The following is a 26,566-nucleotide window of genomic DNA, read 5'->3' as shown; positions in this document are numbered from 1 at the left end:
CTGATGGGGATTTCTCCGGGTCCCTCTCAAGTACTACACAGGTCCCTCAGTAGCCCGCCGGACGGATCAGACCGCTCTCGTACGCGAACACCGCCGCCTGCGTGCGGTCCCGCAGGCCGAGCTTCACCAGGATCCGGCCCACATGGGTCTTCACGGTCTGCTCGGCCAGGACCAGGTGCTCGGAGATCTCCGCGTTCGACAGGCCCTGGGCGATCAGCGACAGCACCTCGGTCTCCCGCTCGGTCAGCACGTCGATCCGGGCCCGCGACGGCGCGCGCAGCGCCCCCAGTCGGGAGAACTCCGTGATCAGCCGCTTCGTGATGTTCGGGGACAGCAGCGCCTCACCGGCCGCCACCACCCGCACCGCCTCCGCGAGCTGATCGGCGGAGGCGTCCTTCAGCAGGAACCCGGAGGCCCCGGCCCGCAGCGCCTCGTACACGTACTCGTCGAGGTCGAAGGTGGTGAGCACGAGCACCTTCACCAGGGTGTCGGGAACGCGGGTGATCACGGACGTGGCCTCGATGCCGCCCATGCCGGGCATGCGGATGTCCATCAGCACGACGTCCGGGGCCAGCTCGGCGACCTTCGCGACGGCGTCCGCGCCGTCCACCGCCTGCCCCACGACCTCTATGTCGGGCTGGGCGTTGAGGAGCACGGTGAAGCCCTGCCGCACCATCATCTGGTCGTCGGCGATCATCACCTTGATCGGGGTGCTCATGGTGCCTTCTTCGTCTCGTTGCCGGCGCCGGTGCCGGCGGGCGGGTTCTGCGGATCCATCGGGAGCACTGCGCTGACCTCGTACCCGCCGTCGGGGCGTGGGCCCGCGGCCAGTTCGCCACCCAGCATGCCCGCCCGCTCCCGCATCCCCAGCAGCCCGTGCCCCGCTCCCTGCGACGGCGGGGCCGGCCGGGTCGGCGCGCTGTTGGCGACACACAGGTGCAGCTCGCGCGGCCCGTAGGCGACGCCGACCTCCACCTGCGAACCGGGAGCATGGCGCAGGCAGTTGCTCAGTGCCTCCTGCACGATCCGGTACGCGGTGAGCTCCACGCCGGGGGCCAGCGGCCGCCGGACGCCCGCGACCTCGGTGGTGACGTCCAGGCCCGCCCCCCGCACGTTGTCCACGAGGCCGTCCAACTCGGCGAGGGTCGGCTGCGGGTGCTGCGGGGCCGCAGGATCACCGGGCTGCTCGGAGCGCAGCACGCCCAGCACCCGGCGCAGCTCCGTGAGGGCCTCCAGCGCGTTCTCCCGGATGCCCGCCAGATTCTCCTTGAGTTCGTCGGACGGATTGTCCACGAGGTGCGGGGCGACCTGCGCCTGGATGGAGATCACGGACATGTGGTGCGCAACGACGTCGTGCAGCTCGCGGGCGATGCGGCTGCGCTCTTCCAACAGGGTGCGCCGGGCCCGTTCCTCCGCGGTGAGGGTCTCCTGCTCGACCAGTTCGCCGCGGGCCAGCCGCAGGGCGCGCAGCGCGTACCCGAGGAGGGCGACGAAGCCGAAGAGGACAGCGGCCCAAGGGGAGGAGACCTGGCCACCGTCCGGATGGAAGGTCACCTCGGCCGCCCCGGTGAGGGCGACGGAGATGCCGACGACCCATATGGTCACCCGCGGCGGCACTCGGAGGGCGACGAGCAGCAGCACGGGGGCGAACGCGAAGGTCCCGCCGGGCGTCCAGGGCCAGGTCTGGCCCTGCCCCACGTTGTCGTGGATTATCCAGGCGATCCAGCCCGCGGAGAGCAGCCCCAGCCACCAGGCGGCGATCGGGCGGAACATCGCGAGCCAGATGGACAGCGCCGTCAGGAGCGCGACGGCCAGCGGCGGGCCGCCTTTCACGTGGTAGTGGTCCATGAGCTGCTCGGTGGTGAGGAACCCGAAGAACAGTGCCGCGTAGGCGACGAGTGCGTGCGGCAGCCGGGCGAGCCATCGCGGCCGGCCCAACGGGGGGAGGGGATCGCGCCGCAGTGTGAGCAGGTTCAGGGCCAACGCCACCCTCGGGGAGGCCCCCTTGACGGGATCGGAGGGCGCCGGCTCGGGCGGGGGTACGCGCTGCTCGTTCACGTCGGTCAGCCTAGGCATGGGTGATCTCCCTGACGGAAGTGCCGGAAACGGAGCGGGCGGCCGTGACCGTGGCCGGCCGGGAAAGCCGGGCCTGTTCGTGGGTGCGGAACGCTGCCCAGCACAGTCCCAGCGCGGCCGCGAACACCGGCAGCCACAACACCCGGGCCGCTATCCAGCCCACCGAGTCGGGCGCGGTGTGCAGCCCGGGCAGGCGGGCCGGGACCAGCAGGCCGAGGGCGGTGACGGCCATCATGGCGGTCTGGTGCCACAGGAAGACCGTCATGGCGGAGAGGTTTACCAGCGCCACCTTCGCCCAGGCCGACGGCCGGAGCATGAGCCGGGCCAGCCGGTCGCGGGCCAGCAGGGCCAGCCCGCACTGAGCCAGAGCGAACGCGACCGCGGCGAGCGTCGGCGGGTTGAGGTTCGAGACGGCCGCCCCCGGCACCCCCACCATGGACGCGGGATACCCGCCCCACAGGACCAGCCCGGCGGTGGCCGGTGCGGCGCAGCCGACCAGGAGCAGCAGCCGGCCGCGCCGGGCGAGGGCCCCGCGCGACCACGCCGCGCCCAGCGTGAAGGGGACCAGCCAGCCCGCGGCCACATTGACCCACCCGATCCACTCGGGCCCGTCCAGCCCGAAGCGCCACAGGTCGACGCCCGCCACCACGGCGGTCGGCCACACCGGGCCGAGCCGGGCCACCAGCGGAGTCGCGGCGGTCAGCGCGGCGAACACCAGCAGGAACCACAGCGGCGACAGGACCAGCTTCACCAGCGTCCGTACGGTGTCGAGCTCCGCCCCGCCGACCAGCATCCCGCCCGCCACGACCGTCCAGAGGACGAGCACAGCGGCGACCGGGCGGAACAGCCGGCCCAGCCGCTGCCCGACCCAGGCTCCGTACCCGATGCCCCGCTCGCACGCCGAGGCGTACCCGAGGGCGGCGACACGGCCGCCGACGAGGAAGAAGACGGCCAGCGTCTGGAACACCCAGGACACCGGGGCCAGCCAGGACATGTGCACCAGCGGGCTGGTGCCGTGCAGACCGCCGTCGGCGGCGGTCAGGGACGTCACCAGCCAGTGGCCGAGGACCACGCCGAGGATCGCGAGAGCCCGGAGCGCGTCCACGGCCCGGTCCCGTCCGGCCGGGGTGGCCGCGTCGATCCCCGCCGCCAGCGCGGACCAGCGGGCGCGCAGCTCACGCATGGCCGGCCTCCTGGGCGGGAGCGCTGCCGAGGACGATGGCGGCCAGGGCGTCGAGGGACCGGGTGCCCGGCTTGAGGTAGTCGCTGTGGCCGCCGGATCCGGCGGCGAAGGGCAGCGCCCCGAAGGCGGGGTCGACCGGGTCGGTGCCGAAGCCGAGCCCGCCGAGCCGGACGTGCGGCACGTCGGCTATCCAGTCGGCGCCGCCCCGGCCGGCCCAGACCCGGGCCGAGGTCGGCAGCTCCCGGGCGGATCCCGCCCCCGTGCCCGGACTGCCGAAGAGGACCACGTCGCCGACGGCGGCTCCCGTCACCGTCCGCGCGCAGACGACGGAGCCGTAGGAGTGGCAGAGCAGCGAGAGCCGCGCGCCCGGCGCGGCCATGTCCCGCAACCGGTCCAGGAACGGCCCCAGTTCGCCCGCGGCCCCCTCGGCCCGGCTGGCGGTCAGCACGGTCGTGCTGACCGTGCCCGGGGTGTCGTACCCGAGCCAGGCGACCACGGCGGTGCGCGCATGCCCGGCCCGGAGGCGCTGCTGGAGTGCGACCGCTCCGGACCGGAACCTCTCGTACGTGTCGAGGGTGGTGTCCGAGCCGGGCACCAGGACGGCGATCCGGTCGGCTGTCTCCAGCTCGCCGAACACCTCGACGGCCCGGCCCCGGCCGCGGCCGTCGAAGGCGAGGAACTGCGCGGTACCGGTCGTCGCCATGGCCCGCAGTCGGCCGGCCCGGCCGGAGCGGTCGGCGTCCTGGGCCATCCGGACCGCCTCGGCGATGTTGTCGCGGTTGGCGGCATAGCGGCTCTGGGGCGAGGCGTCCTCGGTGAACACGGCGGGCGCCGGGGCGGGGGCCTCGGCGGAGGCGGCAGCGGACACGGGGACGATCACGGCCGCGGCGACCAGCGAGGCCAGCAGCGTGCGGCGCAGCCGCCCGCCACGCGCGCCGCCCGCCCTCCCGGATCCGAACCCGGATTCGAACCCGGCCCCGCCCGAGCCGACTTGCTCCGGCGCCTCCGCCGCCTCCGTCGCATCCGTCGCTCGTGCCGTCCCCGTCGCCATGGTGTGTTCCTTCGGTCTCCCGGAAAGGGCGTCAGTGCCCTTCTCTGCTACCGAAGTTAGAAATCCGCGCCCCTGGTCGGCGTCCCGCCACGGAGCCGTGTTCGTACGTAGCTCTTAGGTATGACGGGCAATACTCCAGAGGCACGGGAGGCCCACTGGTGCACACCGGCGGGGCGCGCAACCCCCTGCCGAACCGGCCCACTTGGAGTTCTCATGACAGCGAGCGACTGGCGTCTCGACCGCATCGGCAGCGCGCACCGCGGGGTGAACCCGACCGTCGTACGCCGCCTCGACGCCGGATTCGCCGTCATCGGGGACCGGCAGTTCCTCCCCGGATACTCGGTACTGCTGACCGACGACCCGGCCGTCACCCGGCTCTCGGACCTGTCCCGGCCCCGCAGGGCGGCGTACCTCTGCGACCTGGAGCGGCTGGCCGAGGCGGTCGAGCGGGCCTGCGCCGGCCTCGACCCCGCCTTCCGCCGGGTGAACATCGAGATCCTCGGCAACACCGACCCGTACCTCCACGCCCACATCTGGCCCCGCTACGACTGGGAACCCGACGACCGCGTCAGGCTGCCCGTGTGGCTGTACGAGGAGGAGTGCTGGCGCGGCGAGCGGCACGCGCTGGCTCCGCGCCACGACGCCCTGCGGTCGGCGATCGGCCAGGAGCTGGACCGGCTCGGAGCGGACGGGGCGGCTGCCTGACCGGGTGCGGGAAGCCGGGGACAGGCGCGGCGAAGGCGAGCGCGGGACTCAGTCCGCCGCCAGGGGCTCGACGAATCCCGCCCGCCAGCGCGGGGCGGGGTCCTGGCCGGGACTGGTCCAGTACTCCCTCGCCCCCACGATCTCCCCGCCGCGTACGGTCCACAGGGAGACGGCCCGGTAGAGGACGTGGCCCTGGGGCACCTCCACCTCGGTGACGACGTGGTCCCCGTCGGCCAGGATCCGCAGCACTCGCACGGGCTTCTCGTCGGCGTCGCCGTCGTCGCTGTTCACGGCGATGAAGTTGGCGCGCCCCACGATGCGCTCGGCGCTCACGGGCCATTCGATGACGGCGTCCTCGGCGATGAGCGCGGCCACGCCTTCCCAGTCGCGTGCCTCGATCCGCTCCCACAGTCGTGCCACTACCCTCAACGGCTCCATGTGCCGCAGTGTCCGACAGTGCCGCGCGGCACAACAGGCCTTGCCTGCAGGCTTATTGACCTCGACACAAACGGGTCCGGGTCACTGCCTGCGGTAGTCGAGCGGGGGACTGTCACTGCTCGCGAGTTCTCTGCGCAGGGCGCCGTCGGGCAGGAGCCGCAGCAGGCTCCGGCCGCCCGCCGTACAGGTCGGCGGGGCGCCGGAGGTGACGGTGGAGGCGTCCAGCTCCACGGAGTCGGAGCCGGCGCCGGAGCCGACTCCGGAGCCGGGGGCGCCGCGCAGGGCCGCGGTCCAGGAACAGACGAATCCGGGGTCCCGGACGTCCAGGGACATCACCTGTTCGCCGACTCCGCCGCGCGTGAGCGTGAGGCGCCAGGTCTGGCTGCCGCGGACGGCCTGCCAGGTGCCGACGTAGGCCTCGGGCAGGAAACCGGCTCCGTGCGCGGACCCCGAAGCCGAACCCAGGGCCGAAGCGGAGGCCGAAGCCGAGGCCGATCCGGAAACCGATCCGGAATCCGGTCCGGAAACCGGTCCGGCGCCCGTCGTCACCTGGGTGCGCGGGCCCGTGACGGGCGGCCGCGGATCCTCGGCCCCGCTCATCACCGCGTACACCGTGCCGGCGGACAGGACCGCGACGACCGCGGCGATCGCGAGGAGCAGGGCCGTGGACGCCGTCCAGGGCCTTGGCGGAGGTTCCGGTTCCAGCGGCGGGTATGCGGAGTAGGAGGGCGGCAGCGGCGGCGGAGCCGGCACCGCGCGGTCCGGCCCGGCGTCCTCGCGGTCCAGCAGTTCTACGGCGTGCCGCCCGAGCCGGGCCACCAGCAGGGTCGGCAGCCACGGCTCCAGGACCCTCCCGTCGGCCACGGTGTCGTCGGCGCCGACCCGCGCGAGTACCTCGGCCGGCCCGGGCCGCGCGCCCGGATCCGTGTGCAGGCAGTCCCGGACGAGGTCGAGCAGCTCCACCGGTACGCCTGCCAGGTCGGGTTCCGCTTCGGTGCTGCGCAGCAGGAGCGCCGCCAGGCCGCCGGGCTGCTCCGCGTCGCCGAAGGGCAGGCGTCCGGTGGCCGCGTACGCCAGGACCGCGCCGAGGCAGAAGACGTCGCACGCGGCGGTCACCTGCTCGCCCCGGATCTGTTCGGGGGCCATGAACCCGGGGGAGCCGATCACTTCGCCGGCCCGGGTCGGACCGGCGTCGTACCCGGTGGGGACGCGGGCGATGCCGAAGTCGATGACGCGGGGCCCGTCGAGGGTGATCAGGACGTTCGAGGGCTTCAGGTCGCGGTGGACGATGCCGGCCCGGTGGATGTCCTGGAGGGCGTGCGCGAGGCCCGCGGCCAGGATCCTTACGGAGCGGTCCGGCAGCGGGCCGAAGTCGTGGGCGACGACCCGGCGCAGGCTCGGCCCGGCGACGTAGCCGGTGGCGAACCAGGGGGTCGCGGCCTCGGTGTCGGCGTCCAGGACCGGGGCGGTCCATTCGCCGCCGACCCGGCGGGCCGCGGCGACCTCCTGGCGGAAGCGGATGCGGAACTCCTCACGGGCGGCGAGCCCGGGATGGACCAGCTTGACCGCGACGGTGCGGCCGCGGTCGGAGCGGGCGAGGTAGACCTGGCCCATGCCGCCGGCGCCGAGCCGGGACAACAGGCGGTAGGGGCCGATGCGGTGCGGGTCGTGCGGATGCAGTTGTTCCATGGCCGGGTGGTCCTTCCCCTGCTGGCCGAACAGCTCCGCCGGGAAAGACGGTTGGCGGCTCCCGCCGGTTGCCTCCCGGTCGACCTCACCGCACTCGAACACCCGATCGGACCCGAACCCCAACCGGGCCCGGACCGGACCCGGACCGGGCCCGGACCGCGAAGGTTCGGGCCCGGCGAACTCAGGCCGATGGCTCCGATGGCTCCGACGGCTCCGACGGCTCGTACGGGCCAGACGGGCCAGACGGCTCCGATGACTCGGACGGCTCCGACGGGTCGCGCGGTGCGGGCAGCGTGTCCAGCGCCGCGGCGAGCCGCTCCAGGACGCGGACCGTCTCCGCGAAGGCGGTGTCCCCCAACTCCGCCGCGAGACGGGCGGCCATGGCCGAGTGGCCTGGACCGATCCGGTCCACCGCCGCGCGGCCCTCCTCCGTCGGGCGCAGCAGCTTGGCCCGCCGGTGCGCCGGGTTCGGCGCGTACTCCGCGAGGCCCTTGGCGACGAGCAGGTCCGCGATGCGCTGGACGCTCTGCCGGGTGATTCCCATGTTCCGGGCGATCCCCGCGACGGGCAGCGGCTCCCGCAGCACCGCCCCCAGTACCTGCCACCAGGCGGCGGTCAGCCCGGCGGGCCGCGCCAGTTCCTCGGAGAGGGAGAGGAACTGGCCGTTCAGCCGGAACACCCCGAGTGCGGTGCGGCTCAGCAGGTCCTGCCGGGTCCGGGGGGACCCGAGCGGCGGCGGCTCAAGCATCGCCCGCCGCCGATGCCGCCATCAGGACCGGGTACGCGCTCTCGTCCGAGTGGTGGAAGAGCCCGTACCAGGCGTCCAGGACGTCCGGCTTGTAGACGTCCAGGCGGGCGAAGACCTCGCGGGCGAAGGCGACGGGCTCCGTCGGGCCCGCCGTGATCAGGTCCCCGTCGGTCACCGCGTCGGCCTCGACGTAGTTCCCGGCGCCTCCGTAGCCCGGCTGTTCCGCCAGGTAGAAGGAGACCGCGCTGGTGTGGGCGCGGTCGTCCAGCAGGCCTTCACGGGCGAGGCCGGCGGTGGCTCCGCAGATCGCCGCCACCGGAACGCCGGCGGCCAGGAACTCCCGCGCCTTCGCCGCGAAGGGCGCCAGCTCGTCGCCCGTGTCCCACAGGGAGGCCCCGGTGAGGATCAGCAGCGAGGAGTCCTCCGGTCGCAGATCGGCCAGGCCCAGGTCAGGCTGGATGCGGATGCCGCCCATGGTGGTGACCGGCGCTCCGGCGGCGGGGCCGACCGTCCGCACGACGTGGCCGCGCTGGGTGAGGTGCGCGGTGGTGTGGCCGGTCTCCCAGTCGGCGTAGGTGTCGTAGACCGCGAGGTGTACGGGCTTGCGAGCGGTCTCGTTCATGGTGTTTCGCCTCCAGCGTCGGGTGGTGCCAGGTGCCTGCGGCGCTCACGTGGCCGAGGTGCCGCGGTGCAAACGATGCACGTGGTGCCTGCGATGCCGACGGTGCTCGTGGCGCGTGCCGCACAAGCCGTCCGTACCGGCTTCCGCAGTGCTTTCCACGAAAAGCGCCTATGACAAGAGACTGTCATAACGACAGGATGCTGTCAATACTTTGGACGGGTGCTCCGGGGGCGCAGACAGACTGCCGAGGTCGGCCCGCCACCCCCATACAGTCCGCCGATATCCCTCCCCACCTGCGCACTTCTAGCGTGACGTCATGACCCCTCATGCCACCCCGCACACCCTTGCCGCCGTGAAGGACGCAGATCGGAAGCATGTCTTCCACTCCTGGTCCGCCCAGGCCCTGATCGACCCGCTCGCGGTCGCGGGGGCCGAGGGCTCCTACTTCTGGGACTACGAGGGCAACCGCTACCTCGACTTCTCCTCCCAGCTGGTCAACACCAACATCGGCCACCAGCACCCCAAGGTCGTCGCCGCGATCCAGGAGCAGGCCGCCCGGCTCTGCACCCTCGCGCCCGGTTTCGCCGTGGACGTCCGCTCCGAGGCCGCACGCCTCATCGCCGAGCGGACCCCCGGCGACCTGGACAAGATCTTCTTCACCAACGGCGGCGCCGAGGCCGTCGAGAACGCCGTCCGCATGGCCCGTCTGCACACGGGCCGCGCCAAGGTGCTCTCCACCTACCGCTCGTACCACGGGGCCACCGCCGCCGCGATCAACCTGACCGGCGACCCGCGCCGCTGGCCGTCCGACACGGCCGCCGCCGGCGTCGTGCACTTCTGGGGCCCGTACCTCTACCGCTCCGCCTTCCACGCGACCACCGAGGCCGAGGAGTGCGAGCGCGCCCTCGCCCACCTCGCCGACACCATCGCCTTCGAGGGTCCGCAGTCGATCGCGGCGATCATCCTGGAGAGCGTGCCGGGCACCGCGGGCATCATGGTCCCGCCCGCCGGCTACCTCGCGGGCGTCCGCGAGCTCTGCGACCGCCACGGCATCGTCTTCATCCTCGACGAGGTCATGGCCGGCTTCGGGCGCACCGGCAAGTGGTTCGCCGCCGACCACTGGGACGTCGCCCCCGACCTGATCACCTTCGCCAAGGGCGTCAACAGCGGCTACGTGCCGCTCGGCGGCGTGGCCATCTCGGCCGCCATCGCCGAGACCTTCGCCACCCGCCCCTACCCGGGCGGACTGACGTACTCCGGCCACCCCCTGGCCTGCGCCGCCGCCGTCGCGACGATCAACGCGATGGAGGAGGAGGGTGTCGTCGAGCACGCCGCCCACCTCGGCGAGAACGTCATCGGCCCGGCGCTCGCGGAGCTCGCCGAGCGGCACCCCTCCGTCGGCGAGGTGCGCGGCCTCGGCGCCTTCTGGGCCCTGGAGCTCGTACGGGACAAGGAGACGCGCGAGCCGCTCGTCCCGTACAACGCGGCCGGTGCGGACAACGCCCCGATGGCCGAGTTCGCGGCGGCCTGCAAGGCGTCCGGCCTGTGGCCCTTCGTCAACATGAACCGCACCCACGTCGTCCCCGCCTGCACCATCACGGAGGCGGAGGCCAAGGAGGGCCTGGCCCTGCTGGACGAGGCGCTGACGGTCGCCGACCGCCACACCACCGCCTGAGCGGAACGACGGCCGGTCGGCGCCGGTGTGATTCTCGTCCTCGCAGGGATCGGATCCGCACATAACCCCCACCAACCGTCCGGTTTCGGCCTCGCTGTCTGGCCTATGGTGTCCGGAGCTCTACGACAGGAGACGGACCCCTATGCCAGGCAGCGGAGCTGTCACCCGCAACACACTTCGCCAGCAGATCGCGGACGCGCTGCGTGACGAGGTGCTCGCGGGACGCCTGCCTCCGGGGACCGAGTTCACCGTGAAGCAGATAGCCGAGCAGTACGAGGTCTCCGCGACCCCGGTCCGCGAGGCGCTCGTGGACCTCTCGGCCCAGGGGCTGCTGGAACTGGTCCAGCACCGCGGCTTCCGCGTGCGGATCTTCTCGGTCGACGACTTCCGCGGCATGATCGAGGCCCGTTCGCTCGTCGTGGACGGCATCTTCCGCCGACTCGCCGAGCGGGGCGCCACCCCCGGCTCCGGCGAGATGCTGGTGTCGGTGCGCCGCCGGGGCGAGGAGGCGCGCAGGGCGGCCCAGAGCGGCTCCCTGGAGGTGCTGATCGGCTACGACCTGCGCTTCTGGCGGGAACTGAGCGGGCTGGTCGCCAACTCCTACATCACCGAGTTCCTGCACCGCATCCGGGTGCAGTGCTGGGTCTTCGCCGTCCCCCACCTCCAGCGCGAGCCGCAGCTGCGGGAAGCCCTCTGGGACGGGCACGGCGATCTGGTGGACGCCGTGACCCTGGCGGACGCCGACGCGGTACGCCGCATCGTGCACGGCTACAACGAGCACGCGCTCGCCTGGGCCGCGCGCCTCTGAGGCCTTGCGGGCCCCCACTTCTGCGCACCCCTTCGCGGAGGGTGTCCGGCGCACTACGCTGGCCTGATCGGCGACAACGACTGATCGGAGGCCGTGTGGCCTGTGACCTGTGGCTGGTTCCTCTTGTCGATGTGCTGTGCCACAGCCCCGACAACCCCTTCGCGGAAGAGATCGCCTCGTACGACAAGGCGCTGGGTGAGGCCGGGCTCCCGTCCGTGCCCGTGTTCGCGTACATGCCGGGTCTGAGCGGGGACGTCGCCCCGGTCGCCGGTTTCGACTACGACGCCCTGCATTTCCTGAGACGGGCCTACCTGCTCCAGCTGTGCGGCCTGCCGGTGACCCCGGTGGACGAGCTGGGCGGGGACTACGAGCAGCTCCTGGAGATGTTCGAGCCCACCGCGCAGCAGTCGCACCTGGTGTGGCACTACGACCACGCGGGCGCGTACGTGCCCGTCGACTTCGCGGCGCCCCTGGCGAACGAGGAGCTGCTGGCCGGAGGCGGACCGCTGGGGTCCGCGCAGGGGCTCCTGCGGGAGCTGGTGTTCGTCGCCCCCGCCATCGGGATAGACCCGGGCAACCCGCCCGCTGCGCCCGCGCCGCCGGGGCGGCCGACGTCGCTGGAGGAGCCGGCGGGACCGATCCCGTACGACGGCAGCCCCTTCGCCCGGGAGCGGCACGTCTGGCTGGGACTGCACGCGGCGGCGACGCGCAGTCTCGGACAGGGCTCGATGATCATCTTCAGCTGAGCCGGTGAAGGCACGGGCTCGATCACAGGCCCGGGCACGGGCCCGGGCCCCCGGAGCAGCCCCGCTCCACAGGTTCAGCGGGGCTGCTCCGGGGGCCGCTGCCGCGGCATGTTCGGTCGGGTGCCCGGCGGCAGCGGGAAGCGGGCCGGCGGGATGTACGCGTCCGCGCGTCCCCCGGAGGCCCCCAGCGACTGCATCACCAGCGGCGCGGGCCCGGCCCGGAACTCCACCATCCAGTCCGCCGTCTCCGACCGCACCAGCTCCGTGATGTCCTCGGAGAAGCGGCGCAGCACGGTCAGGCACCGCTCGGCGGCCTCGCTGGCGGTGCCCTCGGTGGGCCCGAGCACCTCGCGGACGTTCTCCGAGGCCCAGTCGAACTGGAGGGTCTGGAGCCTGCGCTGCACCGCCTGGGCCGTGGCCACGTCCCGCATCCATCCCGACGTCAGCCCGAAGAACCGGTCGCAGGCCAGCGCGGCCGCGCCCAGCAGCAGCGCCAGGTACCCGTACGTCGATCCGCCCGGCGCCGAGCCCGTCAGCTCCAGCACCGGCATCGCGGCGCCCGTGACGGCGCCCAGGGCCGCGCCGACGCGCAGGACGCGCGCCCCGCGGCGCTTCCACGCCCGGTCGGACAGGTACCACTCGGCCGTGCGCAGCGCGTCCGCCTCGACCCGCCGGTAGAGCTCGTCGAGCCGCTCGGCGGGCTCCCCCCAGTCCCCGAGGGGGAAGGGCCGGCCGGTGAGATCGCCCGCCGCCATCGCCCCGCCGCCCTCCTCCCGGGGATCCCGGGGTGGCCCCTCGGGCTGCATCTCCGGCTGGCTCACCCGGCACTCCCTCTGCCTGCGCTGACGTGTGGTGGTGCGCGTGTGCGCAATGATGCGCATGCTCTTCCTACCTTCGAATGACGGGCGATGGACAACGAATCCCGGGTTTTCCGCTCGCAAGGAGGTCTCCAGCAGGTACGCGTACGCCCCGACTCTCACTCGAAAGAGTTGGTCCTCACGGCGTAGGGCGCGGCGCCCGGGGAGCACGTAGGCTCGGATTGACCAAGCGTTCCGAAGGTCTCGGGGTCGCAAAGGTCCCGACGGTACCGACGTACGGAAGTGAGTGCCCTGTGATTCCCGGTGGTGGCCAGCCCAACATGCAGCAGCTGCTCCAGCAGGCCCAGAAGATGCAGCAGGACCTCGCTGCGGCGCAGGAGGAGCTGGCGCGGACCGAGGTCGAGGGCCAGGCCGGCGGCGGCCTGGTCAAGGCGACCGTCACCGGCTCCGGTGAGCTGCGCGCGCTGGTGATCGACCCGAAGGCCGTGGACCCGGAGGACACGGAGACGCTCGCCGACCTGGTGGTCGCGGCGGTCCAGGCCGCCAACGAGAACGCCCAGGCGCTCCAGCAGCAGAAGCTGGGCCCGCTCGCGCAGGGTCTGGGCGGCGGCAGCGGGATTCCCGGGCTGCCGTTCTAAGCAGTACCCTCCCCCGGTCCTCTCCCATCCGATCCCATCCGACCCCGTCCGGTTCCATCCGACGGAAGCGAAAGAAGGCAGTCCGTTGTACGAAGGCGTGGTCCAGGACCTGATCGACGAACTGGGCAGGCTGCCCGGCGTCGGGCCCAAGAGCGCGCAGCGGATCGCCTTCCACATCCTGCAGGCCGAGCCCACCGATGTCCGCCGCCTCGCGCACGCGCTGCTGGAGGTCAAGGACAAGGTCCGGTTCTGTGCCGTGTGCGGGAATGTGGCGCAGGAGGAGCGGTGCGGCATCTGCCGCGACCCGCGCCGGGACACGACGGTCATCTGCGTCGTCGAGGAGCCGAAGGACGTGGTCGCGATCGAGCGGACCCGCGAGTTCCGGGGCAAGTACCACGTCCTCGGCGGCGCGATCAGCCCGATCGAGGGCGTCGGCCCGGACGACCTGCGCATCCGCGAGCTGCTGGCGCGCCTGGCGGACGGCGAGGTGACCGAGCTGATCCTCGCCACCGACCCGAACCTGGAGGGCGAGGCGACCGCCACCTACCTCGCCCGCATGATCAAGCCCATGGGCCTGAAGGTCACCCGCCTGGCCAGCGGGCTCCCCGTCGGGGGAGATCTGGAGTATGCGGACGAGGTCACGCTGGGGCGGGCCTTTGAAGGAAGGCGACTTCTCGATGTCTGACGCAACGCTGCACGCTCTCGGCCAGGATCCGGACGACTTCGCCGCCTCGATCGCGGACCAGATCGAGTCGTTCATCGTCGCGGTCACCGAGGTAGCCAAGGGCGAGGACCCGGACAGCGCGGTGCCGTTCCTCCTCCTGGAGGTGTCCCAGCTGCTGCTGGCGGGCGGCCGGCTGGGCGCGTACCAGGACGTGCTGCCCGACGAGCGCTACGAGCCCGACCTGGGCCCGGAGCCGGACGTCGACGACCTGCGCGAGCGGTTCGCGATCATGCTGGAGCCGGTCGACGTCTACTCCGAGGTCTTCGACCCGTACGAACCGCGCAAGGCCCCCGTCGCCCACCGGATCTCCGACGACCTGGCCGACGTCGTCGCCGACCTGCGGCACGGCCTCATCCACCACCAGGCGGGCCGCATCACGGAGGCGCTGTGGTGGTGGCAGTTCTCGTACTTCACCAACTGGGGACCGACGGCCTCGGCGACGCTGCGCGCCCTCCAGTCCCTGATCTCGCACGTGCGCCTGAACCAGCCCCTGGCGGCCCTGGACGGCCTCGACACGGACGAGGACCTGACCGAGGACGACCTCGCGGAGCAGGCCGGAGCGGTGATGGCGGAGGAGCTCGGCGGCCTGGGCCGCAAGTGATCCTCCGGAGCGGGAACCCGGAGTTTGATCTGTTCGTCTCATGATGTGGTACGAGGCGGTCGGATCCCGGTCGCTCGTTAGACTGCACCAGCAATGAGACGGACTGAGCGAGGAGCGCACGTGGGCCTTGTCGTGCAGAAGTACGGAGGCTCCTCCGTAGCCGATGCCGAGGGCATCAAGCGCGTCGCCAAGCGGATCGTGGACGCCAAGAAGAACGGCCACCAAGTGGTCGTCGTGGTGTCCGCGATGGGCGACACGACGGACGAGCTGATCGATCTCGCCGAGCAGGTTTCCCCGATGCCTGCCGGGCGCGAATTCGACATGCTGCTGACCGCCGGAGAGCGGATCTCCATGGCCCTGCTGGCCATGGCGATCAAAAACCTGGGCCACGAGGCCCAGTCGTTCACCGGTAGCCAGGCAGGCGTCATCACCGACTCGGTCCACAACAAAGCGCGCATCATCGATGTCACGCCGGGCCGTATCCGCACCGCGCTGGACGAGGGCAACATCGCCATCGTCGCCGGCTTCCAGGGCGTGTCCGCGGACTCCAAGGACATCACCACCCTGGGCCGAGGCGGTTCGGACACCACCGCCGTGGCGCTCGCCGCGGCGCTGGACGCCGAGGTCTGCGAGATCTACACCGATGTCGACGGCGTCTTCACCGCGGACCCCCGCGTCGTGAAGAAGGCCCGGAAGATCGACTGGATCTCCTCCGAGGACATGCTGGAGCTGGCGGCTTCCGGTTCCAAGGTGCTGCTGCACCGCTGTGTCGAGTACGCACGCCGATACAACATCCCGATCCACGTCCGGTCGTCCTTCTCGGGACTTCCGGGCACCTGGGTCAGCAACGAGAATCCGCAAGGGGACGAGCAGGTGGAGCACGCCATCATCTCCGGAGTCGCTCACGACGTCTCCGAAGCCAAGATCACGGTCGTCGGCGTCCCGGACAAGCCGGGCGAGGCCGCGGCGATCTTCCGCGCCATCGCGGACGCCGAGATCAACATCGACATGATCGTGCAGAACGTCTCCGCGGCCTCGACGGGCCTCACCGACATCTCCTTCACGCTCCCCAAGGCCGAGGGCCACAAGGCCATCGACGCCCTGGAGAAGGCGAAGGGCGCGATCGGCTTCGACTCCCTGCGCTACGACGACCAGATCGGCAAGATCTCCCTGGTCGGCGCCGGCATGAAGACGAACCCGGGCGTCACCGCCTCGTTCTTCCAGGCGCTGTCCGACGCGGGCGTCAACATCGAGCTGATCTCCACCTCGGAGATCCGGATCTCTGTCGTGACCCGCCAGGACGACGTCAACGAGGCCGTCCGCGCCGTGCACACGGCCTTCGGCCTCGACTCCGACAGCGACGAGGCCGTCGTCTACGGAGGCACCGGCCGATGACCGCCCCCCGGTCGACCCCGGCTCCGGCACTCGCCGTCGTCGGGGCGACCGGAGCAGTCGGTTCGGTCCTGCTCCGGATGCTGTCCCAGCGGGCGGACGTCTGGGGCGACATACGCCTGATCGCCTCCGGGCGCTCGGCCGGCCGCATGCTGTCCGTCCGCGGGCAGGAGTGCGAGGTGCTCGCCCTGACCGAGGACGCCTTCGACGGCCTCGGGCCGGGCGACGTCGCGCTCTTCCTGACCCCGGCCGAGGTCTCGGCCCGGTGGGCGCCCGTCGTCACCGCACGCGGCGCGGTCGTCGTCGACCAGTCCGCCGCCTTCCGGGACGACCCCGAGGTGCCGCTCGTGGTGCCCGAGATCAACGCCCACGCGGCGCGGATCCGCCCGCGCGGGATCGTCGCCGCCCCGGACACCGTCACCGCCGCGATGATCGCCTCCCTGGGCGCGCTGCACGCCGAGTACGGACTGACCGAGCTGGCCGTCTCCACGTACGAGGCGGCGAGCGCGGCCGGACGGGCCGGCTCCGAGACGCTGCGGCGCCAGCTGTCGCTGGTCGCCGGGACCTCCCTGGGCGAGCAGCCCGGCGACGTGCGCCGTGCCGTGGGCGAGGACACCGGCCCCTTCGCGGCCCCCCTGGCGCTCAACGTGGTCCCGTGGTGCGGCGAGCTGAACGAGGACGGCTGGTCCTCGCACGAGCTGGCCGTACGGGCACAGACGCGCCGGATCCTCCAGCTGGAGACGCTCCCGGTGTCGGTGACCTGCGTCCGGGTGCCGGTGCTGACCGGTGACTCGCTGACGGTGCGGGCCGGCTTCGAGAACGAGGTGAAGGCCGCGCACGCCCGGGAGATCCTGGAGGCCGCGCCCGGCGTGGTCCTCGTGGACGACCCCGGGGCGGGGGAGTTCCCCACCCCCGTGGACGCCGCCGGAACGGATCCGGCCTGGGTGGGGCGGGTGCGGGCCTCGCTCGACGACCCCTACGCCCTGGAGTTCTTCGTGTGCGCGGACAATCTCCGCCAGGGTGCGGCGCTGAATGCCACGCGGATCGCGGAACTGATCGCAGGTGAATTTGCGTAATTCGCTTTGTAGGATCGGTGCCGATCCCTTGATCAAGGTGATGGCCCGACTGCCGTTTCGCTGGACGGGGCAATCGGGAAGAGCGGGTACGCATGAGCGCAATACGGATTTCTCCGGTGAGGCTTCCACGCGCGTACAACCCTGACGGGGGGACGCGTGTCCTACAGGCGTGGCAGAGGCACTGCTCGAACTGGCTGTCCTACCGGCACGCACGGGGATCCTCCCGCCGCGCCGGGATCTCCGCACGCCCGGCGGCGGTCTCCCCGTGATCCGTCCCGTCCCGCCGGCGGGGACCCCCGAGGCCCCCGCACGGTCCGCCGCACCGGTCCCGGGCGGCCTCGTGCCCGCGCAGCGCGACAGCGCCGAGGCTGAGGCGAGCGGCAAGGACGAGACGGCCGAGGTGGTGGCCGGCACCACCGTCGACCACCTCACGGCGACCTACCAGGCGCACTACCGCTCGCTCCTCGGCCTCGCCGCGCTGCTCCTGGACGACACCGCCTCCTGCGAGGACGTGGTGCAGGAGGCGTTCATCCGCGTGCACTCGGCACGCAACCGGGTCCGCGACCGCGAGAAGACCCTGGCGTACCTGCGCCAGACCGTCGTGAACCTCTCGCGTTCCGCCCTGCGCCGGCGCATCCTCGGCCTCAAGCTGCTGTCGAAGCCCATGCCGGACATGGCGAGCGCCGAAGAGGGCGCGTACGACCAGCTGGAACGGGACGACCTGATCAAGGCGATGCGGGGACTCCAGCGCCGCCAGCGCGAGGTGCTGGTGCTGCGCTACTTCGCGGACATGACGGAATCCCAGGTCGCCGAGACGCTGGGGATATCGCTCGGCTCGGTCAAGGCGTACGGATCGCGGGGCATTGCCGCGCTGCGGGTGGCGATGGAGGCTGCGCAGTCATGATGGACGACCACACGTCGCCGGCCGGCTCGGACGGCGAGGACGAGCTGCGGATCCTCCTGCGCGGGGCCGTCGAGGGCCTCCAGCCCTCCCAGGACGCGCTGGACCGGATCCTGACCGGCGTCCCCGCGCGGCGCCGGTCCCGCAGGCGCCGGGCCGTCGTCGGCGCGGCCGCGGCCGCGCTGCTCGCGGGGACCGCGATCCCGGCCGCCCTGCACCTGGCGGGCGGCGAGGGAACGGCCGCGGACCGCCATGCCATGGCCGGGCACGAGGCGCACGCCGGCGACCAGCAGGGCGGCGCGTCCGACCCGCACCAGAACGGATACGGGGCCTACCCGAAGGCCGGCGGCTCCCGCAGCGGCTCCCCGGACGCGGGCGGCGCCACCGGGCAGCCGGACCCCTCGCAGGGCGGCGCCACGGCCGGCGGCTCGACGTCGGGCCCGGCGGGCACCGGCGCCTCGGGCGGACCGGCCGGTTCCGCGGCCGGTCCTGCGGCGGGCACGGGCCCGCTGCCGCCGGTGGCCGCCCCGGGCGTGCCCGGATGCGGCGCCGAGCAGCTGGGCGTCGTGGGCTTCGTGCGCAACCCGGAGGGCGACGGCCGGGTGGCCGGCGGCTTCCGGGTCACCAACGTCTCCTCGCAGGGCTGTGCCGTCACCGGCCGGGACACCGTGGCCGCGGCCTCCGCGCCCGTGGCGACGCTCGTTCCGGGCTCGGGGGTCGCCGTGGTCGGCCACACCGCGGGCGGCCCGGGCAGCGGGCTGCTGCCCGACCCGTCGTCGGAGGCATCCGTGGTGGTGCTCCCGCCGAACAAGTCCTACGAGGTCCGCTTCGCGTGGGTGCCGCCGGGCGAGCCCTGCGCGGCGAACGGCTCGGACGGGAGCGTCAAGCCGCCGCCGACCGGCTCGGCGGGCACGTCGGGCGATCCCGGCAGCGGGGCGGCGTCCGAGCCCCAGACGGGCACGCCCCAGGCGCCGAGCGTCGTCGAGGTGTCCCACACCCCCCCGACGAGCGGTGCCCAGACGACGCGGACGTCGATCCCCGACGCCTGCGGCGGCACGGTCTACCGGACGGGTGCGATCCCGATCGACGACTGATCCTGCGCGGCGGGGTCGGCGGGGTCGGCCGGGTCGACCAGGCCCGCCTCCGCGTCGCGCAGCGTCTCCACCTCGCGGCGGTAGAGCCGGAACCACATGAAGAGCACGAAGGCGACGAAGACGAACCACTCGCCCGTGTAGCCGAGGTTCTGGAAGGCCTTGAGGTCGAGCCCGGTGTTCGTCGGCGCCTGCGCGGGCACCGCAAGCATCCCGTCCACGGGGGTCTGCACGGTCAGCCAGGCGTCGTACAGCTCGTGCGGGACGATGTTGACCAGTGTGGCAGCGGCGATCACGCCGAGCTGCCCGGCGGGCAGGCCGCCCTGCGCGTGGACCCCCTTCGTGCCCGAGTTCTCCGAGGCCTGCAGGGCCCCGGTCACCTCGACCCGGCCCGTCGGCGCGGCCGGCGCCCTGGCTGCATCCGCCGCGCCCGGCAGCCAGCCCCGGACCACCGGGAGGGTCTTGCCGGAGTCGGTCTTCAGAAGCGTCAGGACGTAGAAGCCGGACGCGCCGTCGAGCCGCCGCTCGGGCACCAGCATCTGCTCGGCGTACTCACCGGACGCGGAAGCCAGCCGTCCGGAGGTCTCCGTGTCGACCGGCAGCAGCGAGTCCAGCGGGGCGGCCACCTGGTCGACGGGCCGCTCCGCGGTCGCTTCCCGGTGGCTGTCGACACGCGCCTCGAACCGGCCGAGCTGCCAGGACCCCATGAACAGGCAGAAGGGGACCGCGAGCGCGACGAAGACGTTGATCCCCCACCAGCGCGGGGTCAGGAGAAACCGGTGCACCCCACCACGGTACGGGGGGTGCACCGGCCACCGGTCCTCAGGGTCGGGCGGGCAGGTGCTTCAGCGCGAACTCCAGCTCCATCCGGACCTGCTTGATCCGTTCCTCCACGACCAGCGAACCGTGCCCCGCGTCGTACCGGTACACCTCGTGCACAGCCCCGCGCGCCGCGAGCCGGTCCACGTAGTTGTCGATCTGCCGGATCGGGCAGCGCGGGTCGTTCACGCCGGCCGCGATGTGGACCGGGGCCTTCACCTCGTCCACGTACGTCAGCGGAGAGGACACCTCGAACCGGTCCGGGACCTCCTCCGGCGTACCGCCGAAGAGGGTGCGGTCCAGGGCCTTCAGCGCCTCCATCTCGTCGTGGTAGGCGGTCACGTAGTCCGCGACCGGTACGGCGGCCAGGCCCACCGCCCAGGCCTCGGGCTGCGTGCCCAGGCCCAGCAGCACCAGGTAGCCGCCCCAGGAGCCGCCCGACAGCACGAGCCGCTCCGGGTCCGCGAGGCCCGACGAGACCGCCCACGCGCGGACCGCGCCGATGTCCTCCAGCTCGATCAGGCCGACCCGGTGCTTGAGGGCGTCGGTCCACTCCCGGCCGTAGCCCGTCGAGCCCCGGTAGTTGACCCGGACCACCGCGAAGCCGTGGTCCAGCCAGGCCGCCGGGGTCGCGGCGAAGGCGTCGCTGTCGTGCCAGGTCGGCCCGCCGTGGATCTCGAAGATCGTCGGGAAGGGGCCGTCGCCGTGGCCCGTAGGGCGCTGCACGAGCGCGTGGATCCGGCCGCCCGGACCCTCCACCCAGGCGTCCTCCACGGCCACCGAGCCCGGCGGCCGCAGGCCCGGCGGGTCCAGGACGACGCCGCCCGCGGTGGACCGCACCGCCGAGGGCTCGGCGGCCGAGGACCAGAGGTACTCCACCGTCCCGTCGGGCCGCGCGGTGGCCCCCGACACCGTCCCCGGCGGCGTGTCCACGCGTACGAGCTCCCCGGCGGCCAGGTCGTAGCGCCACAGCTCGCTGCGCGCCTCGAAGCTGTGCGCGACCAGCAGCGCGGAGCCGTCCGGGTACCACTCGGCGCTGACGTCGCCCGGCAGGTCGATCGCGAGCTCCTGCTCGGCGCCGGTGGCCACGTCCCACACCAGCGGCTCCCAGCGGCCGCGCCGCTGGTGGCCGATGAGCAGCCGCGTGTCGCCCGCGACCGGGGCGAAGCCGAGCACCTCCAGGCCGAGCTCCTCCGTCCCGCCGCGGGAGTCGTCCAGCTCGGCGACGGTGGTCCCGTCGAGGGTGAGGACGCGCAGGGCGGAGTGCATGGCGTCGCCGTGCTCGGTGTGCTCGACGGCCAGCAGGGTGCCGTCGTGCGACAGGTCGCCGACGCCGGCGGACTCCCGGTGCCGGTAGACCACCGTGGGCTCGGAGCCGTCCGGGCGGACCACGTGGACGGTCGAGCCGTCCTCGTCCGTGGAGCGCCCGACGACGGCGGTGCCGTCGCGCCCGATGGCGAGCCCCGCCGGGTACGAGGGCTCAAGGCCGGGGGTGGCCGGTTCGTCGGGGCCGCCCGCGAAGGGCTGGCGCACCCACGTGCCGAACTCGTCGCCGTCGGTGTCGGAGAACCACCAGATCCACTCGCCGTCGGGGGAGAGGGTGCCGTCGGTGGTGCCGTTGGGGCGGTCGGTGGCCTGCCGCTGCAGGCCGGTGGCGCGGTCCCAGGCGTAGATCTCGAAGGTGCCGGTCGCGTTGGAGACGAAGAGCGAACGGTCCGGGGCGTCCTCGGCCCAGTCGGGCAGCCCGACGCGCGGCGCACGGAACCTCTTCTCCCAGTCGGGCGTCTCGGGGGTGATCTCGCTGTCGCTGGTCATGCGCCCATTGTGGCCGCAGCCGCCCCCGGGATGCCGACTGCTCCGAACGGGCGCACAGTGGAACCCGTACTCCAAGGAGGAACGATCATGGCCAAGAAGGCCCGCACCGGCCACCACATGCACCAGGACTCCGAACGCGCGATGGCGAAGAACACGGCCGCCGAGGCCCGTGCGAAGGCTGCGGTCAAGGACCCGCACTCCACGGCGGCGAAGACGCGCGGCATGCAGCAGAAGGCCCAGGCCAAGCGCGGCTGAACCAGCGCGGCCGACCGCCTTCGTCCGTACGCTGGCGCCATGCGGATGATCGTCCGGGGCGCCCGGCTGCTCCACACACCAGGCCTGTCCGACGTCGAGGTCGGGGAGGACGGCCGCATCGCGCGGGTCGTCCCCTACGACGACCAGAAGGAACCGCCGGCCACCGGCCTCCTCATCGAGGCGCACGGCGGCCTGCTCACCGCACCTTTCGTCGAACCGCACATCCACCTGGACACGGCGCTGACCGCCGGCGAGCCCCGGCCCAACACCTCCGGCACCCTGTGGGAGGGCATCGCCTGCTGGAGCGAGCGCAAGCGCACCCTGACCCGCGAGGACGTGATCGGGCGGGCCACCGAGGTGCTGCGCTGGCAGGCCGCCAACGGCGTACTGCACGTCCGTACGCACTGCGACGTCACCGACCCCTCCCTCACCGCGCTCGACGCGCTGGCGGAGGTGCGCGACCGGGTGCGGGACGTCGTGAACCTGCAGATCGTCGCCTTCCCGCAGGAGGGCATCGTCTCCTTCCCCGACGGGGAGGCGCTGCTGCGCGAGGCCGTCGCGCGCGGGGCGGACGTCGTCGGCGCGATCCCGCACTTCGAGGACACCCGCGAGGACGGCGTCGCCTCGCTGCGGACCGCCTTCGCGCTGGCGGAGGAGCACGGCCTGCGGGTGGACGCCCACTGCGACGAGATCGACGACGAGCAGTCCCGCTTCGTGGAGGTGCTGGCCACCCTGGCCCTGCGCTCGGGCCTGCGCGAGCGGGCCACCGCCTCCCACACGACGGCCATGGGCTCCTACAACGGCGCTTACAGCTTCAAACTCCAGCGGCTGCTGTCCCGTTCGGGCATCAACCTGGTCGCCAACCCCTTCGCCAACCTCAACCTCCAGGGCCGCTTCGACGCCTACCCCAAGCGGCGCGGCCTCACCCAGGTCCGGGAGATGCTGGCGGCAGGGGTCAATGTGGCCTTCGGCCACGACGACGTGATGGACCCCTGGAACGCCCTCGGCACCGCCAACCCGCTCCAGACCGCGCTGGTCGGCCTGTACGCCGCCCAGCTCACCGGCGCCGACGACATCCCGGTGGCCTTCTCGATGGTGACGGACCGTGCGGCGCGCGTCCTCGGCCTCGGCGCCGACGAGTACGGCATCACGGCCGGCGCCCCCGCCTCTTTCGTCCTGCTGCCCGCGCCCTCGCCCGAAGAGGCGATCCGCCGCCAGGTGCGCCCGCGGTACGTGGTCTCGCGCGGCTCCGTCCTCGCCGAGACCCCGCCCGCCCCCACCCGGCTGTCCTGGCCCGGCGAGCCCCCGTCGGACGTCGACTTCACCCGCCGCCTACGCTGACGTGCCATGACGTGGACGCTTGACACCAACTCAGCCCGGGCCGCCCTGGAGATCGCGTCGGAGTACGCGGACACGGCGCTCCTGAACCACTCCGTGCGCTCCTACGCCTTCGGCGAGCGGTACGCGCAGGACCACGGCCTGGAGTACGACCGTGAGCTCTTCTACGTGGCGGCCCTCCTGCACGACCTGGGCCTGACCGCCCCGTTCGACAGCCACACCCTGCCCTTCGAGGAGGCGGGCGGCCACGTGGCCCGCGTCCTGACGGCGGGCCTGGGCTGGCCAGCGGACCGCCGGGCCCGCGCCGAGGAGATCATCGTCCTGCACATGCGGGACGACGTGGGCGCGGCCGAGGACACAGAGAGCCACCTCCTGCAGGTGGGCACCAGCGCCGACGTCTCCGGCCTGCGCCTCGCCGAGTTCGACCCGGCCTTCACGGCCCGCCTCCTCGCCGCCCACCCGCGCGCCGGCTTCGGCCCCGTCTTCACCGCCCTCGTCGAGGACCAGGCGGAGCGCAAGCCGGACTGCGCGGCCGCCGCCTACGTCGCGGGCGGCGCAGCCGCCCGCATCGCCGCCAACCCCCTGGACGCGTGACGCGGGCGCCCGCCGCGCAGGTCACGTGGATCGGTCACCGCTTCGGATAGCGTGCCCGCATGTCGTGGGACGAGGACGGAACACCGCACCCGCTCGCACAGCGCCGTACCGGCCGCAGCGAACTGGAGGCCGACCAGCTGCCGGAGGTGCGGGAGCTGGAAGTGCTCGGCTGGGAGCCGGCCCCCGAGGACCTGCGCTGGGTCTTCCTCCCCTACGTCTGGCCCCCGGCGGCCCGCACCTGGATCCCCGACCGCTCCACCCACTGGGCCGTGGACACCGCACTCGACGGCCACGGCCACATCACCGGCGTGGAATGCGCCCCGCTCCCCGAGCCCGACCTGCAGGGCCTCGACCGCGAGGCCGACGCGGCCCTCGCCGCCCTGGGCCTCCCGCCACGCCCCCGCGGCCGCCTCTGGCTGCTCCGCCCGGTCGGCCCCTTCACGACCGTCGCCGCGGTCCTCGACCACCTCGACGCCCTGGCCGCGGCAGCCCCCTCCCCGGACCTCCCGTCCCTGGCCCGCACGGAACTGGCCGCGCTCCACGAGAGCTCCTAGGGAGTGTTGGCTACCCTGGACGTGGGGGCGCAGCGGCGGGAGGCGGTCTCATGAGGCGGCGGCATCACTTCCACATCGACCACGCGGGCCACTCGGTCAGTGCCACGGTCCAGACCGGCCGCACCGCGGTCGTCGAGGTCCTGGTCGACGGCAAGGAGACGGGCCACGCGACGACGCATCACGACCACCCCGTGACGGTCCGCGTCGAGCTCCCGACGAACCCCCCGACGAAGGTCTCCGTCCGTGCCACCCCCGGCCCGGGCATCCCCCGCTGCGTCTTCGAGGCCCCGGCCACGGAGCCCCACATCATGTCGCCCCGTCTCTTCTGATTCTGACGAGCCCGGAAAACGACGCAAGGGCCTGATCCGATCTCTCGGATCAGGCCCTTGCCCGGTCCTGCTCTGCCGGATTTCAGCGGGCGGCCCCGGGGTCGTACGCGGACAGGGAGGCCTTGACCTCGCGCGCGTACGGGCCTTCCCACCAGGGGATCGTCTCCACCAGGACCGGTTTGCTGCCCGAGGCCAGGACGAGGGCGCGGCCCGGGGGCATCGAGCCCAGGTCGGAGACCTGCAGAACGCGTTCGCGGCGGACGGACTCGTTCACCGTCCGGTTGCCGGACCAGCCGCCGAACTTGGCCTCCTGCGTCGCGGAGTACTCGCGGAGCTCGTACTCGCCCGCCAGCTCCGAGAGGTCGCCGAGGAAGCGGGTGTCGGAGACGCCGCCGCCGTAGACCCGGATGTTCGCGGCGGACCAGAGCTTCTCCATGCCCCGGTCGCCCCACACCTCGACGCCCTGGGCCCAGGACTGGAGGATCGTCATCAGGACGATGCCGCGCGATCCGTAGTGCGAGTAGAGGTCGGGCAGGGCGCGCCAGCGGCAGACGTTCGCCGCCTCGTCGAGGACGCCGACCATCGGGAGCGAGAGCCGGCCGCCGCGCTGGGTGGTGGCGTACTCCTCGGCCGCCTCGACGACGGCCACGGTCAGCGCCGTCACCAGCGGGCCCGCGGAATCACTGCCCTCGCGGGAGAGCGAGTAGAGGGTCGAGCCGGTGCGGACGAACTCGTGCGGGTCGAACTCGGGGCGGTCGTCGGTCGGACCGATCGGGGTCACCCACTTGTTGACCTCGGGATTGATCAGGCAGGAGGCCATCTGCTGGGCGACGCCGTAGATGCCGCTGCGCTGCTTGTCGGGAGCCGTGATCACACCCGCCAGGGAGTCGGCGGGCATGACGTGCCCGGCGCTGCGCAGGATGCGCTCGGGGGTGTCGTCCTTCGGATTGGACAGCCAGGTGTAGATCTGCGTGACGGACGCCTTCGCGGTCGCCGCCGCGAGCAGCAGGTTGGCGAGCAGGTCCTGGCCCGCAGGGTCGAAGAACGCGTCGGTGGAGGCATCGGCGTCGCGCGATCCCGAGGCGAAATGGTCGGCCAGCTTGCGGGCCTTGGCCACGTCGGTGACGTACGAGAGGGGGTTCCACCACCAGGCCGGCGGCTCCTGCGCCACCTGCTGCGGGTCGAAGACCCACACCTGTCCGCGGGCCTGGCGCGGCCCGCGCGTGCCGTCGACGATGTCCCGCTTGTTGGAGGTGACGAGGACAGCCCCGGGGGCGTCCAGGATCGCCGGGATGGCGCGCCGGGTCGTCTTGCCGGTACGCGGGCCCCAGATGTCGACGTGCATGTCCTCGAAGGAGCCGAACAGCGGCTGCCTGCCCTTCACCGACCGGCCGATGAACACACCGGGGACCTGGGCCTGTACGCCGAGGCGCTCGGCGGTGGCGGCCGCTCCCTTCATGGTGAGCTTGCCGAGGTCCGTGCCGTCCACCATGTGTCGGGCGGCGCGGTCCACGTCCGGTCTGTCGCGCAGCCGCTGCCGTATCCGGTAGCCGGCGGTGACCAGCCCGGCGGCCAGCAGGGCCTCGGCGGCCGCGATGGCGTTGGCCGCGCCGCCCGGCCAGGCGTAGTCGCCCGTGGCCAGGGCCACGGCGAAGGACAAGGGGTTGCCGGGCGGATCCGGCTCGCCGGCGAACGACGCGCCGAGGCGGGCGGCTAGCCAGGCGGCGGACAGGAGGGCCAGGACGCCGACCACGAGCAGGACGATCTCGATCGTCCAGTCGTCTTCGGCGCGCGGCTTCTTCTGTGGTTCGGTGGCCATCGTCAGGGCGTTCCTTCCGCCGGTCCTGTGGCGGACACCGGCATTTCCTTCTTCTGGTGGT

The 26,566-nt window shown here is 72.9% G+C and carries 28 protein-coding genes; 16 read left to right on the top strand and 12 right to left on the bottom strand.

Annotation, left to right across the window (positions count from 1 at the left end; all coding sequences use genetic code 11):
• Positions 1–46: 46 nt before the first annotated feature.
• From E6U81_RS17155 to E6U81_RS17140, 4 genes are read right to left on the bottom strand one after another with little or no spacing between them, the layout of a single operon-like run.
• Positions 47–718, bottom strand: coding sequence for a response regulator transcription factor (locus E6U81_RS17155; protein WP_136230941.1), 672 nt, complete (start codon positions 716–718; stop codon positions 47–49).
• The gene (locus E6U81_RS17150) at positions 715–2,076 is read right to left on the bottom strand and encodes a sensor histidine kinase (protein WP_136230940.1); all 1,362 of its coding nucleotides are present in this window, start codon (positions 2,074–2,076) and stop codon (positions 715–717) included. Before E6U81_RS17150 ends, E6U81_RS17155 begins: the two co-directional genes overlap by 4 nt.
• Positions 2,069–3,259 (bottom strand): acyltransferase, encoded by a 1,191-nt coding sequence (locus E6U81_RS17145; protein WP_136230939.1) that lies wholly within the window; start codon positions 3,257–3,259, stop codon positions 2,069–2,071. Before E6U81_RS17145 ends, E6U81_RS17150 begins: the two co-directional genes overlap by 8 nt.
• Positions 3,252–4,310: an alpha/beta hydrolase gene (locus E6U81_RS17140; RefSeq protein ID WP_136230938.1), complete on the bottom strand. Its 1,059-nt coding sequence runs from the start codon at positions 4,308–4,310 to the stop codon at positions 3,252–3,254. The genes E6U81_RS17145 and E6U81_RS17140 overlap by 8 nt, the downstream gene beginning before the upstream one ends.
• A 213-nt stretch (positions 4,311–4,523) precedes the next feature.
• Here E6U81_RS17140 and E6U81_RS17135 point away from each other — a divergent pair, with 213 nt between their 5' ends.
• On the top strand, positions 4,524–5,015 hold the full coding sequence (locus E6U81_RS17135; protein ID WP_136230937.1) for a diadenosine tetraphosphate hydrolase: 492 nt from the start codon (positions 4,524–4,526) through the stop codon (positions 5,013–5,015).
• A gap of 48 nt (positions 5,016–5,063) precedes the next feature.
• Here the strand turns inward: E6U81_RS17135 and E6U81_RS17130 are convergent, their stop codons facing one another.
• The 4 genes from E6U81_RS17130 to E6U81_RS17115 form a co-directional block, all read right to left on the bottom strand.
• Entirely contained in the window at positions 5,064–5,453 is a 390-nt protein-coding gene (locus E6U81_RS17130; protein WP_136230936.1) for a nuclear transport factor 2 family protein, read from the bottom strand.
• A gap of 81 nt (positions 5,454–5,534) precedes the next feature.
• Positions 5,535–7,142: a serine/threonine-protein kinase gene (locus E6U81_RS17125; protein WP_136230935.1), complete on the bottom strand. Its 1,608-nt coding sequence runs from the start codon at positions 7,140–7,142 to the stop codon at positions 5,535–5,537.
• Positions 7,143–7,323: 181 nt separating this feature from the next.
• Positions 7,324–7,890, bottom strand: coding sequence for a MarR family transcriptional regulator (locus E6U81_RS17120; RefSeq protein ID WP_136230934.1), 567 nt, complete (start codon positions 7,888–7,890; stop codon positions 7,324–7,326).
• Positions 7,883–8,512 (bottom strand): DJ-1/PfpI family protein, encoded by a 630-nt coding sequence (locus E6U81_RS17115; protein WP_136230933.1) that lies wholly within the window; start codon positions 8,510–8,512, stop codon positions 7,883–7,885. The genes E6U81_RS17120 and E6U81_RS17115 overlap by 8 nt, the downstream gene beginning before the upstream one ends.
• A 316-nt stretch (positions 8,513–8,828) precedes the next feature.
• On the opposite strand from E6U81_RS17115, the gene E6U81_RS17110 reads away from it, so the two are divergent.
• From E6U81_RS17110 to E6U81_RS17100, 3 genes are all read left to right on the top strand, one after another.
• The gene (locus E6U81_RS17110) at positions 8,829–10,187 is read left to right on the top strand and encodes an aspartate aminotransferase family protein (protein ID WP_136230932.1); all 1,359 of its coding nucleotides are present in this window, start codon (positions 8,829–8,831) and stop codon (positions 10,185–10,187) included.
• A 142-nt stretch (positions 10,188–10,329) separates the two neighbouring features.
• Complete coding sequence (locus tag E6U81_RS17105) at positions 10,330–10,995, top strand: GntR family transcriptional regulator (protein WP_136230931.1); 666 nt, start codon at positions 10,330–10,332, stop codon at positions 10,993–10,995.
• 95 nt (positions 10,996–11,090) lie between these two features.
• Positions 11,091–11,741 carry a hypothetical protein gene (locus tag E6U81_RS17100; protein WP_030957868.1) on the top strand — a complete coding sequence of 217 codons (651 nt, stop codon included), beginning with the start codon at positions 11,091–11,093 and terminating at the stop codon, positions 11,739–11,741.
• 74 nt (positions 11,742–11,815) lie between these two features.
• Here the strand turns inward: E6U81_RS17100 and E6U81_RS17095 are convergent, their stop codons facing one another.
• Complete coding sequence (locus E6U81_RS17095) at positions 11,816–12,562, bottom strand: SLATT domain-containing protein (protein WP_206309955.1); 747 nt, start codon at positions 12,560–12,562, stop codon at positions 11,816–11,818.
• A gap of 290 nt (positions 12,563–12,852) precedes the next feature.
• Between E6U81_RS17095 and E6U81_RS17090 the strand changes: the two genes are divergently transcribed.
• The 7 genes from E6U81_RS17090 to E6U81_RS17060 all read left to right on the top strand — a co-directional run bounded on the left by E6U81_RS17090 (position 12,853) and on the right by E6U81_RS17060 (position 18,985).
• Complete coding sequence (locus E6U81_RS17090) at positions 12,853–13,197, top strand: YbaB/EbfC family nucleoid-associated protein (protein ID WP_076044258.1); 345 nt, start codon at positions 12,853–12,855, stop codon at positions 13,195–13,197.
• Positions 13,198–13,282: 85 nt separating this feature from the next.
• Entirely contained in the window at positions 13,283–13,882 is a 600-nt protein-coding gene (gene recR, locus E6U81_RS17085; RefSeq protein WP_030010802.1) for a recombination mediator RecR, read from the top strand.
• Positions 13,875–14,522 (top strand): DUF5063 domain-containing protein, encoded by a 648-nt coding sequence (locus E6U81_RS17080; protein ID WP_136230930.1) that lies wholly within the window; start codon positions 13,875–13,877, stop codon positions 14,520–14,522. The genes recR and E6U81_RS17080 overlap by 8 nt, the downstream gene beginning before the upstream one ends.
• A gap of 120 nt (positions 14,523–14,642) precedes the next feature.
• Positions 14,643–15,917: an aspartate kinase gene (locus tag E6U81_RS17075; protein ID WP_031147550.1), complete on the top strand. Its 1,275-nt coding sequence runs from the start codon at positions 14,643–14,645 to the stop codon at positions 15,915–15,917.
• Positions 15,914–16,990 carry an aspartate-semialdehyde dehydrogenase gene (locus E6U81_RS17070; protein ID WP_136230929.1) on the top strand — a complete coding sequence of 359 codons (1,077 nt, stop codon included), beginning with the start codon at positions 15,914–15,916 and terminating at the stop codon, positions 16,988–16,990. The genes E6U81_RS17075 and E6U81_RS17070 overlap by 4 nt, the downstream gene beginning before the upstream one ends.
• A 190-nt stretch (positions 16,991–17,180) precedes the next feature.
• A complete protein-coding gene (locus E6U81_RS17065) occupies positions 17,181–17,894 on the top strand; it encodes a SigE family RNA polymerase sigma factor (protein ID WP_240803871.1) in 714 nt (237 codons plus the stop codon).
• The gene (locus E6U81_RS17060) at positions 17,891–18,985 is read left to right on the top strand and encodes a hypothetical protein (RefSeq protein WP_136230928.1); all 1,095 of its coding nucleotides are present in this window, start codon (positions 17,891–17,893) and stop codon (positions 18,983–18,985) included. Before E6U81_RS17065 ends, E6U81_RS17060 begins: the two co-directional genes overlap by 4 nt.
• Here the strand turns inward: E6U81_RS17060 and E6U81_RS17055 are convergent.
• Positions 18,952–19,767 carry an SURF1 family protein gene (locus E6U81_RS17055; RefSeq protein ID WP_136230927.1) on the bottom strand — a complete coding sequence of 272 codons (816 nt, stop codon included), beginning with the start codon at positions 19,765–19,767 and terminating at the stop codon, positions 18,952–18,954. The genes E6U81_RS17060 and E6U81_RS17055 overlap by 34 nt on opposite strands.
• 37 nt (positions 19,768–19,804) lie before the next feature.
• Positions 19,805–21,616 carry a prolyl oligopeptidase family serine peptidase gene (locus E6U81_RS17050; RefSeq protein ID WP_136230926.1) on the bottom strand — a complete coding sequence of 604 codons (1,812 nt, stop codon included), beginning with the start codon at positions 21,614–21,616 and terminating at the stop codon, positions 19,805–19,807.
• A gap of 87 nt (positions 21,617–21,703) precedes the next feature.
• On the opposite strand from E6U81_RS17050, the gene E6U81_RS39855 reads away from it, so the two are divergent.
• Genes E6U81_RS39855 through E6U81_RS17030 form a run of 5 tightly spaced genes read left to right on the top strand, consistent with a single transcriptional unit; the run spans position 21,704 to position 24,686 of the window.
• On the top strand, positions 21,704–21,871 hold the full coding sequence (locus tag E6U81_RS39855) for a hypothetical protein (protein ID WP_158714733.1): 168 nt from the start codon (positions 21,704–21,706) through the stop codon (positions 21,869–21,871).
• Positions 21,872–21,910: 39 nt separating this feature from the next.
• Positions 21,911–23,212 (top strand): cytosine deaminase, encoded by a 1,302-nt coding sequence (gene codA, locus E6U81_RS17045; RefSeq protein WP_276615807.1) that lies wholly within the window; start codon positions 21,911–21,913, stop codon positions 23,210–23,212.
• Between the two features lie 6 nt (positions 23,213–23,218).
• Positions 23,219–23,803, top strand: a complete 585-nt coding sequence (locus E6U81_RS17040) for an HD domain-containing protein (protein WP_136230925.1) — start codon at positions 23,219–23,221, stop codon at positions 23,801–23,803.
• Between the two features lie 59 nt (positions 23,804–23,862).
• A complete protein-coding gene (locus tag E6U81_RS17035; protein ID WP_206309954.1) occupies positions 23,863–24,357 on the top strand; it encodes a DUF5956 family protein in 495 nt (164 codons plus the stop codon).
• Between the two features lie 50 nt (positions 24,358–24,407).
• On the top strand, positions 24,408–24,686 hold the full coding sequence (locus E6U81_RS17030) for a hypothetical protein (protein ID WP_136230924.1): 279 nt from the start codon (positions 24,408–24,410) through the stop codon (positions 24,684–24,686).
• Positions 24,687–24,768: 82 nt separating this feature from the next.
• On the opposite strand, the gene E6U81_RS17025 is transcribed toward E6U81_RS17030, so the two are convergent.
• Complete coding sequence (locus tag E6U81_RS17025) at positions 24,769–26,505, bottom strand: type IV secretory system conjugative DNA transfer family protein (protein ID WP_136230923.1); 1,737 nt, start codon at positions 26,503–26,505, stop codon at positions 24,769–24,771.
• Between the last annotated feature and the right edge of the window lie 61 nt (positions 26,506–26,566).

Source organism: Streptomyces sp. A0592 (assembly GCF_004795115.1).
Taxonomy (GTDB): domain Bacteria; phylum Actinomycetota; class Actinomycetes; order Streptomycetales; family Streptomycetaceae; genus Streptomyces; species Streptomyces erythrochromogenes.
This window is presented reverse-complemented; position numbering and strand designations above follow the sequence as displayed.

What these genes read in the sequence shown, in the direction of transcription:
- E6U81_RS17025 (WP_136230923.1), bottom strand. Translation starts at nt 26,505, where the DNA reads ATGGCCACCGAACCACAGAAGAAGCCGCGCGCCGAAGACGACTGGACG.
- E6U81_RS17105 (WP_136230931.1), top strand. Translation starts at nt 10,330, where the DNA reads ATGCCAGGCAGCGGAGCTGTCACCCGCAACACACTTCGCCAGCAGATC.
- E6U81_RS17135 (WP_136230937.1), top strand. Translation starts at nt 4,524, where the DNA reads ATGACAGCGAGCGACTGGCGTCTCGACCGCATCGGCAGCGCGCACCGC.
- E6U81_RS17110 (WP_136230932.1), top strand. Translation starts at nt 8,829, where the DNA reads ATGACCCCTCATGCCACCCCGCACACCCTTGCCGCCGTGAAGGACGCA.
- E6U81_RS17080 (WP_136230930.1), top strand. Translation starts at nt 13,875, where the DNA reads ATGTCTGACGCAACGCTGCACGCTCTCGGCCAGGATCCGGACGACTTC.
- codA (WP_276615807.1), top strand. Translation starts at nt 21,911, where the DNA reads ATGCGGATGATCGTCCGGGGCGCCCGGCTGCTCCACACACCAGGCCTG.
- E6U81_RS17030 (WP_136230924.1), top strand. Translation starts at nt 24,408, where the DNA reads ATGAGGCGGCGGCATCACTTCCACATCGACCACGCGGGCCACTCGGTC.
- E6U81_RS17155 (WP_136230941.1), bottom strand. Translation starts at nt 718, where the DNA reads ATGAGCACCCCGATCAAGGTGATGATCGCCGACGACCAGATGATGGTG.
- E6U81_RS17040 (WP_136230925.1), top strand. Translation starts at nt 23,219, where the DNA reads ATGACGTGGACGCTTGACACCAACTCAGCCCGGGCCGCCCTGGAGATC.
- E6U81_RS17050 (WP_136230926.1), bottom strand. Translation starts at nt 21,616, where the DNA reads ATGACCAGCGACAGCGAGATCACCCCCGAGACGCCCGACTGGGAGAAG.
- E6U81_RS39855 (WP_158714733.1), top strand. Translation starts at nt 21,704, where the DNA reads ATGGCCAAGAAGGCCCGCACCGGCCACCACATGCACCAGGACTCCGAA.
- E6U81_RS17140 (WP_136230938.1), bottom strand. Translation starts at nt 4,310, where the DNA reads ATGGCGACGGGGACGGCACGAGCGACGGATGCGACGGAGGCGGCGGAG.
- E6U81_RS17125 (WP_136230935.1), bottom strand. Translation starts at nt 7,142, where the DNA reads ATGGAACAACTGCATCCGCACGACCCGCACCGCATCGGCCCCTACCGC.
- E6U81_RS17150 (WP_136230940.1), bottom strand. Translation starts at nt 2,076, where the DNA reads ATGCCTAGGCTGACCGACGTGAACGAGCAGCGCGTACCCCCGCCCGAG.
- E6U81_RS17035 (WP_206309954.1), top strand. Translation starts at nt 23,863, where the DNA reads ATGTCGTGGGACGAGGACGGAACACCGCACCCGCTCGCACAGCGCCGT.
- E6U81_RS17115 (WP_136230933.1), bottom strand. Translation starts at nt 8,512, where the DNA reads ATGAACGAGACCGCTCGCAAGCCCGTACACCTCGCGGTCTACGACACC.
- E6U81_RS17060 (WP_136230928.1), top strand. Translation starts at nt 17,891, where the DNA reads ATGATGGACGACCACACGTCGCCGGCCGGCTCGGACGGCGAGGACGAG.
- E6U81_RS17070 (WP_136230929.1), top strand. Translation starts at nt 15,914, where the DNA reads ATGACCGCCCCCCGGTCGACCCCGGCTCCGGCACTCGCCGTCGTCGGG.
- E6U81_RS17130 (WP_136230936.1), bottom strand. Translation starts at nt 5,453, where the DNA reads ATGGAGCCGTTGAGGGTAGTGGCACGACTGTGGGAGCGGATCGAGGCA.
- E6U81_RS17145 (WP_136230939.1), bottom strand. Translation starts at nt 3,259, where the DNA reads ATGCGTGAGCTGCGCGCCCGCTGGTCCGCGCTGGCGGCGGGGATCGAC.
- E6U81_RS17120 (WP_136230934.1), bottom strand. Translation starts at nt 7,890, where the DNA reads ATGCTTGAGCCGCCGCCGCTCGGGTCCCCCCGGACCCGGCAGGACCTG.